At 58.6% G+C, this 8,457-nt stretch carries 7 protein-coding genes and 1 pseudogene; 3 read left to right on the top strand and 5 right to left on the bottom strand.

The features are described from left to right. The 5 genes and pseudogenes from BLV27_RS18715 to BLV27_RS18695 all read right to left on the bottom strand — a co-directional run. A pseudogene (locus BLV27_RS18715) lies at window positions 1-227 on the bottom strand (IS110 family transposase); the annotation flags it as partial. A 202-nt stretch (window positions 228-429) separates the two neighbouring features. Beyond that, window positions 430-1,374 (bottom strand): amino acid ABC transporter permease, encoded by a 945-nt coding sequence (locus BLV27_RS18710; RefSeq protein WP_092647996.1) that lies wholly within the window; start codon window positions 1,372-1,374, stop codon window positions 430-432. Continuing rightward, a complete protein-coding gene (locus BLV27_RS18705; RefSeq protein ID WP_280140331.1) occupies window positions 1,371-2,126 on the bottom strand; it encodes an amino acid ABC transporter ATP-binding protein in 756 nt (251 codons plus the stop codon). The genes BLV27_RS18710 and BLV27_RS18705 overlap by 4 nt, the downstream gene beginning before the upstream one ends. Beyond that, window positions 2,123-3,109 carry an amino acid ABC transporter permease gene (locus tag BLV27_RS18700; protein WP_092647995.1) on the bottom strand — a complete coding sequence of 329 codons (987 nt, stop codon included), beginning with the start codon at window positions 3,107-3,109 and terminating at the stop codon, window positions 2,123-2,125. Before BLV27_RS18700 ends, BLV27_RS18705 begins: the two co-directional genes overlap by 4 nt. A 112-nt stretch (window positions 3,110-3,221) precedes the next feature. After that, on the bottom strand, window positions 3,222-4,043 hold the full coding sequence (locus BLV27_RS18695) for a substrate-binding periplasmic protein (RefSeq protein WP_092647994.1): 822 nt from the start codon (window positions 4,041-4,043) through the stop codon (window positions 3,222-3,224). A 443-nt stretch (window positions 4,044-4,486) separates the two neighbouring features. Between BLV27_RS18695 and BLV27_RS18690 the strand changes: the two genes are divergently transcribed. From BLV27_RS18690 to hydA, 3 genes are all read left to right on the top strand, one after another. Continuing rightward, window positions 4,487-5,716: a cysteine desulfurase-like protein gene (locus BLV27_RS18690; RefSeq protein WP_092647993.1), complete on the top strand. Its 1,230-nt coding sequence runs from the start codon at window positions 4,487-4,489 to the stop codon at window positions 5,714-5,716. A gap of 296 nt (window positions 5,717-6,012) precedes the next feature. Beyond that, on the top strand, window positions 6,013-6,801 hold the full coding sequence (locus BLV27_RS18685) for a MurR/RpiR family transcriptional regulator (protein WP_211605548.1): 789 nt from the start codon (window positions 6,013-6,015) through the stop codon (window positions 6,799-6,801). A gap of 11 nt (window positions 6,802-6,812) precedes the next feature. Continuing rightward, on the top strand, window positions 6,813-8,198 hold the full coding sequence (gene hydA / locus BLV27_RS18680; RefSeq protein WP_092647991.1) for a dihydropyrimidinase: 1,386 nt from the start codon (window positions 6,813-6,815) through the stop codon (window positions 8,196-8,198). Window positions 8,199-8,457 lie beyond the last annotated feature (259 nt).

The following is an 8,457-nucleotide window of genomic DNA, read 5'->3' as shown; positions in this document are numbered from 1 at the left end:
GGCGGGATCAACCGAACGTCATGTCCCAGAACTGCAATCTCCCGCGCCCAGTAGTGCGATGTGGCACAGGCTTCCATCCCGATCAGACAAGGATCCAACTTGCCAAGAAAGTCGAGCACGGCACCTCGCCGCAGCTTCTTCTGCAAGACAACCACCCCATCCGGATCCACCCCGTGAAGCTGAAAAACGGACTTGGCGAGATCAATCCCGAGTGTTGTAATCTTCATGTGGATGGCTCCTTCTGACTGTTGGTCTCAAACAGCTCCAGCATGGCACATTGCGATGCCGTTCGGGTGGAGCCGTCCACACCATCAGACGAATTCGAACCAGTCTCAGTTAGGGCAGGATCGCTGTCCCTATGTTGCGCCAAGATATGCTCCTGGCATCACCTGTCTGTTGGATCATGCGGTCTGACCGAGCAGCTTCCCATTAAGTCCGCGGCCGCGTCTTCTCGACCCGTGACACGATCCGCGTCATCGGGAACAGAACCACCATGTATAGCAATGCGCCAACGATCAGCGGAGTGGCATTCACAAACTGCGACTGCAGATCTTGCGCAACTTTCAGGATCTCGGCGATCGCGATGACCGATGTTTCCGCCGTGCGCTTCATCAGGCCAATCAGCCGGTTGGAATAGTCCGGCAGCACAATACGAACCGATTGCGGAAGCACGACCAGGCGCATCGCCTGCCAGGCTGTCAGCCCGATACTGCGGGCGCTCAGCACCTGGTTGCGATGGATCGCCTCAATACCAGCCCGGAACACCTCTGTCAGGTACGCTGCCTCGACCAGAGTGAGCGCCACCACACCCGTCGCGAAAGGCGATAGCACGATCCCGGAATAGGGCAGCGCCGAATAGGTAACCAGAAGCAGCACGATCGGCGGTATGGCGCGGAACACGTCGACGTAGACGTCGATGAAGAAGTTGAGGAGCGCGTCATTTACGATGCTGCGCACTACCGCCATGAACATGCCCAGCAGCGTCGCCAAGACCAAAGAGAACAGGAACACTTGCACGGCGATCCACAGGCCGCTGAGCATCCGCATCATCACACCCGGGCGGCTCATCACCTCAAAATTGAAGAACAAATAGCCCAGGCGTCCCCAGTCGGCATCCGCCCAACGGAAGAAGGCGGCCGCCACCAGCAAGAGCAATGCCAGCGCAGAGACGTTCTGGAGCCAGAGCGGCGCGCCTTTGTCCGCCTGGACGGGGATGAACAAGAAAAGAAAAAGGACGAACACGGCGGCTGTTGCAGCGACATCTATGGCTACAAAGATGCCGCTCGTCGCGGGCGCAGCCACAAGATAGCCAACGCCGACGAGAAACATCAGTGCCAGCGGGATCGGTCTGGCCTTCGTCAGAGCACCATTCATTGTATCGCACTCAGAAATTCGCGGGTGCGTTTGTGCTCGGGCGCGTCGAGCACACGCAATGTCGGACCACGTTCGACGACCAATCCGCCGTCGATCATGATCAGTTGGTCGGCCACCTTGCGCAAAAAGCCCATTTCGTGGCTGATGACGACCATTGTCATCCCTTCCGTCGCGAGGGTGCGCATTACGTCCAACACTTCGTGCACCATTTCAGGATCGAGCGCGGAGGTAGGCTCGTCGAACAGGATCGCCTTGGGCCGCATCGCCAACGAGCGGGCAATCGCCACGCGCTGTTGTTGCCCGCCTGAGAGCTGTTGCGGCAACTTTTCAAGATGATCAGCAAGGCCAACCCGTCCGAGGGCCGCTGCGGCTGCGTCGCGCGCTTCGCTGCGCGGCTTGTTGCGGACATGGATCAGTCCTAGCGTCACATTCTCCAAAGCGGTCATGTGCGGGAACAAGTTATAGTCCTGGAACACCATGCCGATATCGGCGCGGAGGCGGTTTACGTCGGTCCGCAGATCCGTGATGACCGTGCCGTCGATCAGCACCTCGCCTTCGCTGGGTTCCTCGATCCGGTTCAGGCAACGCAGAAAGGTGCTTTTTCCGCTGCCCGAACCTCCCATCAGCGCCGTCACCTTGCCCCGGGGGACGACTGCGTCGATACCCCGAAGCACGTGCATGCCGCCAAAATGCTTGTGGATGCCGCGCGCCTCTATCATCGGCACGGAGGTCTTATCCGCCGCAATGGTCATCGCACGTTCCCTACGTTCAGGCGTCGCTCTAGACGACGGGTCAGGTGAATGAGCGGGATCAAGGTCAAGAGATAGACAAACATCGACAGCACCAGCGGTGTCGGTGTGCGCTTCCAGGTGACCGCTTGTTGCGCGGTGGTGAGTAGCTCCGGAACGGTGATGACGTAGGCGACGGCTGTGTCCTTGACGAGGCTGACAAGATTGTTGGTCAGCGGTGGGATCACGATCTTGAACGCCTGCGGCAGGATAACGTGGCGCAGGGTCGCGCCGGTTCCGAGGCCCAGCGCGCGCGCGGCATCAAGTTGGCCGCGCGGGATGCTTTCGATGCCCGCGCGAAATATCTCAGTCTGATATGCGCTGTTCATGAGTACGAGGGCCAGCACCGCCGCCCAGAAGGCGGGCAAGCGTATGCCCAAAAACGGCAGCGCGTAAAAGATCAGCACCATGCTGACGATCAGCGGCAAGGCGCGGAAGATATCGACATGCAGGCCCAGGAATAGATCGAGTACGGGATTGCCGCGTGTGCGCAGGATTCCGAATGTTAGGCCGAAGATGATCGAAAGAACCGCAGAGACAATCGAAACCTGAAGCGTGACGAGCAGACCTTGAGCGTACAGCTCCCAGACGCCGTCCATTCGTGAGAAATTGAAGAACTGTTCGTGCACACGATCCCAGCGCGTGCCGCTGTAGTAGTAGAAGAGCCAGAAGAACAAGGCAACGACGCTCAGGCTGGCAGCTCGTTTCAAGAGTGTCGGCTTTTCGCGATCCGTCAGCAATATGCCGGCCATCGTAAAGCCCGCCAGATACCATGAGATGACAGTCGCAGCGCCCAGCGGATCGGGACTACCGAAAGGCGGCAGGACCAGCATGGCAAAGGCTAGCCAGCCCACCAGACCCATGAACAGCCACTCGTAGCGGCGAAACCAAGGTTGGTGCGCCCAGCGCTTGTGCCAGTCTTGGATCGACGATCGAAAGTAAGTCATATGCCGAAATGGGCCTCGAGTTTAAGACGCGTCGTGGTACGCCTGCACTGCCGAGGCCCACTGCCGCCGTTCGAATGCGGTCGTTATTACGTCACGATGTCAGCGAGAGATCTCACTCTTCGGGAACGTATGCCTCGTCGAACACGCGAACCACGGCAGATTCCTCGCCGGGCGCTTCGCCGAAATACTTCTCGAATATCTCCGCGGTCGTGCCGTCTTCCTTCATGCTGTGAAGCGCCTCATTAAATTCGTCGCGCAGCGGATCGCCCTTGCGGAAGAAAGCGCCGATCATGAAGCTCGCGTCGTTTGTGGAGAGGACTTCGAAGAGTCCACGATCCTCGATATACACACGCGCCGTCGGGTAGCCGAGAGTGAGACCGTCGATCCGACCGACTTCCAGATCCAGAAGCTGGGTTTCGATGTCTTCGTAAGCGCGGATCTCGAACGGTCCGAACTCCTCGTTGAGCGCCTCGGCGTAAGCGGCTTGAGTGGTGCCGGTCTCGGTGCCGACCACGGTGCCTTCGAGATCTTCGAGGCTCCGTACGTTGTCATCCTCGCGCACCATCAGCGCGTCAAAGGCGGCAAGGTACGGCTCGCTATGATCCATTTCAGCGTGCCGCGCGGGCGTGATGAACACGTTGGAGGCAACAACGTCCCACTGTTCGGCCTGCAGGCCTGAGAACAGACCGCTGAACGCCACATCGGTGACCTCGACCTCGTAGCCAGCACGTTCCAGAGCTTCTGTGTAAACTTCGTATTCGTAACCTTGGATCTCGTCGCCTGCCCGGAAGATACGCAGTGGAATATTGACGTTGCTGGCAACGCGGACGACCTCGCGGTCCGAATCCTGCGCCTGCGCGTCATTGAACGCGAATGATGCCGCAAGGAACGTGGCGCCCATAATGGGCGTGGTCTTCAAAAGTCTTTTGAGCATGTGTGCCTCCTGAACATGAGTTGGGTCGAGTTGGTGGGTATCTGGTATTGTCGAACGAAGAATGGGCAGTGAGTGTTTTCACCGGACGATTGATGATTGGGGGGTCTGCTGCCGAAAAAGCGCTGTCCATGGCCCGAATACGGCCCCCTGGAAAGACACTCCCTCAATCGATTGCCGTTGCGGGTTTTGGCCTGCCAAAACTTTGAACGCTCGAAGCGTTCGTTCGTGGATGGGTCGTTCTTTCACACAAAATCCCCCAATCGTGCGCCACCATCTCACGGACGCGCGCAAACCCTTTTTTCCGGCGCGATGCGCGCCGAAAACCGTCCGACGCCAAGTCAAAAGGTTGCATACCCCTCGCAGAAATGAAACTAATTTTTTGTAATTGACAAAATTGGAAAATTTGTTCCACTTGGCTCTGGCCAAGTCTTTACGAGGTGCACATGCCCAAACTCGACACTGATTACGTCCGCCGGCAATTCCCTGCTCTCACCGACGATGTGGTATTTTTAGACAATGCAGGCGGCTCCCAAGTAGCCAAGCCGGTCTTCGACCGGATGAACGAGTTCATGATTGGTGCGAATGTTCAACTGGGTGCCACCTACGGGACCTCAGTCGCGGCCTCACGGAAGGTCGCCGAAGGACGGGCAGCCCTTGCCACGCTACTGAACGCCGACCGCCCCGAGGAGGTCGTAATGGGCGCGACTGCGACCCAACTTTTTGATCAACTGGCTCAATCACTTGTGCAGCATTGGGTCCCAGGAGACGAGATTGTCGTCTCAAACTTCGATCACGAGGCGAACATCGGTCCTTGGCGGCGGCTTGAACAGCGCGGCATCGTGGTGAAGACATGGGAAATTTCGAATGACACGCGCAAACCTGAGGCAGAGGATCTTGCGCCGCTCTTGGGGCCCAAAACACGCCTGGTCGCCATGACCCACTGCTCAAACATCTTCGGCGGCATCAACGATGTAAGGGCAATCGCTGACTTGGTTCACGATTACGGCGCGATGCTTTGCGTCGACGGAGTCGCGTACGCCCCGCACAGGGCCGTCGATGTGAAAGCGCTGGACGCCGATTTCTACGGCTTTTCGGTTTACAAGACCTACGGGCCGCACCATGCGGCGCTTTACGGAAAGTACGATCTGCTGCGCCACAAGGCGGGCAACATCAATCATTACTTCTATGGCGAAGACAAAGTTCCCAACAAGCTTGAGCCGGGCAACCCCAACTACGAATTGTCTTATTCATGCGTTGGGGTGATCGAGTACCTGGAAGGACTTGCCTCCGCACATGGGATCAACGTCTCGGGACGCGCGGCTGTGGAAGCCTCTTTCGACTTGATCGCCGATCATGAAACGGCTCTGTCTGAACGCTTGCTGGCTTATCTGCGCAGCCGTGAAGATGTCACGATTGTCGGCGAGCAATCGTCGGAACGCAACTTGCGGGTGCCAACGATCTCCTTTGTGATCGCCGGGCAATCCTCTCGCGAGATCGTTGAGGCCGTGGACCCGTCAGGGGTCGGCATCCGTTTCGGCGACTTTCATTCCAAACGGTTGGTGCAAGCGCTCGATCTTGGTGACGCCGATGGCGTAATCCGTGTATCGGCGGTCCATTACAATACACTCGACGAAATGGACCGGCTCATCGAGCGGCTCGAAAGCGCGGTGTAACGGCAGCTCTGCCAAGATCGCGACCTCAATGTGTTCAATGGACGAAGGGCACGTCGCAAAAGCAGGTGTCAGCTAGGTCGTTCCGAAGTGGGCAGATGACACATGGCGGCATGCGGCTCTCGGCTCTTGCATATTGAAACAGCGGAACGCCCGCGGAACGGTCAAAATTTGAATATGCCGCGGAGCGCGCACGGATGTCTGAAACACGCACCAAACCTGACGGAATCGAGAAACCTCAAAGTGTCGATGCGTTCAAAGCGCGCCTGTTGAACGAGCGGCACCTCTTCACGAACCGCATGCTCGAAGCGGGGGCTTGGGTGTTGGACAACCAGCGGATCGTCGCGCTGGAAACCCTGACGGTCATGGCCCTCAAGTCCAAGCTCACGCCGTCGACGTTTGTCAGGCTGGCAAAAGCTATTGGGTTCGCCGGCTTCTCGGACATGCAAAAGCTGTTCCGCGCGCCCCTGCACGACGCCTACCCGGAGTCGCTTTCAGAAAGAATTTCCCATAGCCACGGGGATGAGGTCGTGCACGACCCGGCGGATCTGCGCGCGGTTGGACAATCGTTTTGCCGGGCCAACGCTGCCTCTCTCGCGCATCTCAGCGGACGTCTCGACGAGCTTCCGCTAGATGCCGCTGTTGACCAGATCATGGCAGCGCGTACCGTGCACCTCATCGGGATGGACCGATCGTTTCCGGTGGCGTCCTACTTCTCCTATGCGCTGCGTCGGGCGCATATCCAAGCGATCCAGGTTACCGGAATAGGCAGTCTCGCGTCTGACCAGATCTCGGTCATGAAGTCGGGCGACCTGCTGATCTCGATCAGCTTCCCTCCCTATGCACAGGCCACGATCGACGCCACGTCGATCGCGCGCGCCGCCGGTCATAAAGTGATCGCCATCACCAACTCTCCCATCAGTCCGATCGCCGAAGATGCGGTAGAGGTCCTGACCGTGGACGACGCCGAGCTGCATGGCTTTCGTTCGCTCACCGGTGTGCTGAGCCTCGTTCAGACCCTCGCGATCGGGCTGGCCTATCGGTGCCGGGACAGAGGTGACCTGGACCTCGACCTAATCAACGCATGAAAGGAATTCGCATGTCTCATGACTTGGTGATCGCAAACGGCACTGTCGCAACCGCGTCCGACGAATTCGATGCGGATATTGGCATCCGCGACGGCCGGATCGTCCAAATCGGCGGTGACATGGGCAATGCGACGCGCGTGATCGATGCGACCGGGCGGTACGTGCTGCCCGGCGGCATCGACAGCCATGTCCATATCTCTCAACCATCTGGTCCGGGCATCGTCATGGCCGATGATTTCGACAGTGCCACCCGGGCCGCGGCCTTTGGAGGCAACACAACGGTGATGCCCTTCTGTTTGCAGGAACGTGGGCAGTCGCTCACAGCAGCGTTCAGGGACTACCGCGAAAAGGCTGAAGGCGCTCATGTCGATTTCGGCTTTCACATGATCATCACGGATCCGACGCCACAGATTCTGGGGCAGGAACTGCCAGCCCTAATCGAAGAGGGACAGCGATCAGTGAAGGTTTTCATGACCTACGAAGCTATGCGTATGGATGATGCAGGTATCCTCGCCACGATGGACGTGGCAAGGCGGCATGGCGCAAGGATCATGGTGCATTGCGAGAACGAGGATGTCATCGCCTTCCTCGCTGCCCGCGCCGAGGATACAGGCGATATTGCGCCACGCGCGCACGCCACAACCCGACCCGTGGCCGCTGAACGGGAAGCCACACATCGCGCCCTTACGCTAGCCGAGGTCGTCGACATTCCAATCGTCATTGTTCACGTCTCAAATGGTGCCGCAATTGACGAAATCGCGCGCGCCCGCGCCCGCGGGGTGAACATAACGGCCGAGACCTGCCCGCAATATCTCGTGCTTGAGGCAGAGGATCTCTCACGAGACAATTGGGAAGGAGCCAAGTTCGTCTGCTCGCCACCGCCGCGCGATACAGTGGAGCAGCAGAACTGCTGGCGGGGCCTCGAAACTGGACTGTTCGATCTGTTCTCATCCGACCATTGCCCGTTCCGCTACGAAGACGAACAAGGCAAACGTAACCCGGCGGGGCTGCGCAGTTTCAGGCATATTCCGAACGGTATCCCGGGGATCGAAACGCGCCTGCCGATCCTGTTTTCCGAGGGTGTGATGAAAGGCCGGATAGATCTGCCGCGTTTCGTAGCGCTTACGTCAACGAACCACGCCCGCACATACGACATGTATCCGCGTAAGGGCACAATCGCCGTCGGCTCTGATGCCGATATAACGATTTGGGATCCGCATGTTCGCAAGACGATCCAACATGCCGGACTTCACGATGCGGCAGATTACAGCCCTTACGAGGGGTTCGAAGTGACCGGCTGGCCAGAGACCGTTATCTTGCGCGGCGTTCCGGTAGTCGAAGCCGGACAAATGACCACTAGTGGTATCGGTGCCGAGGTTCCACGTACCGCCAGATAGATCTGTATTGAACGGTGTGGAGATATTGAGTTTCAATGCCAGTAGATGACGGTTACGGCGAGTGCGATGGTGGACAGAAGAATTTTCGGACACCGGTCGTAGCAGGTTGGGGGGCTAGACACCGGACCTCGGTGGCCAGGCCGTCGAGTTGACCCGCCAAAGACATGAGCGCGGACCGGGCGATCTCGGGCAGTCCGAGGGTGTCATCATCACGGAGGCGACCGACCAAGTCGGCCACCTTCCGGGGCCCTTGTGCGGC

The sequence above is a fragment of the Jannaschia faecimaris genome, from assembly GCF_900107415.1.
Taxonomy (GTDB): domain Bacteria; phylum Pseudomonadota; class Alphaproteobacteria; order Rhodobacterales; family Rhodobacteraceae; genus Jannaschia; species Jannaschia faecimaris.
The sequence above is the reverse complement of the archived record's forward strand: the minus strand, read 5'-3'. Positions and strand labels throughout refer to the sequence as shown.

Bases quoted from the DNA above. Each gene is read 5' to 3' on its own strand.
- BLV27_RS18690 (WP_092647993.1), top strand. From the start codon at position 4,487: ATGCCCAAACTCGACACTGATTACGTCCGCCGGCAATTCCCTGCTCTC.
- BLV27_RS18695 (WP_092647994.1), bottom strand. From the start codon at position 4,043: ATGCTCAAAAGACTTTTGAAGACCACGCCCATTATGGGCGCCACGTTC.
- BLV27_RS18700 (WP_092647995.1), bottom strand. From the start codon at position 3,109: ATGACTTACTTTCGATCGTCGATCCAAGACTGGCACAAGCGCTGGGCG.
- hydA (WP_092647991.1), top strand. From the start codon at position 6,813: ATGTCTCATGACTTGGTGATCGCAAACGGCACTGTCGCAACCGCGTCC.
- BLV27_RS18710 (WP_092647996.1), bottom strand. From the start codon at position 1,374: ATGAATGGTGCTCTGACGAAGGCCAGACCGATCCCGCTGGCACTGATG.
- BLV27_RS18705 (WP_280140331.1), bottom strand. From the start codon at position 2,126: ATGACCATTGCGGCGGATAAGACCTCCGTGCCGATGATAGAGGCGCGC.
- BLV27_RS18685 (WP_211605548.1), top strand. From the start codon at position 6,013: ATGCTCGAAGCGGGGGCTTGGGTGTTGGACAACCAGCGGATCGTCGCG.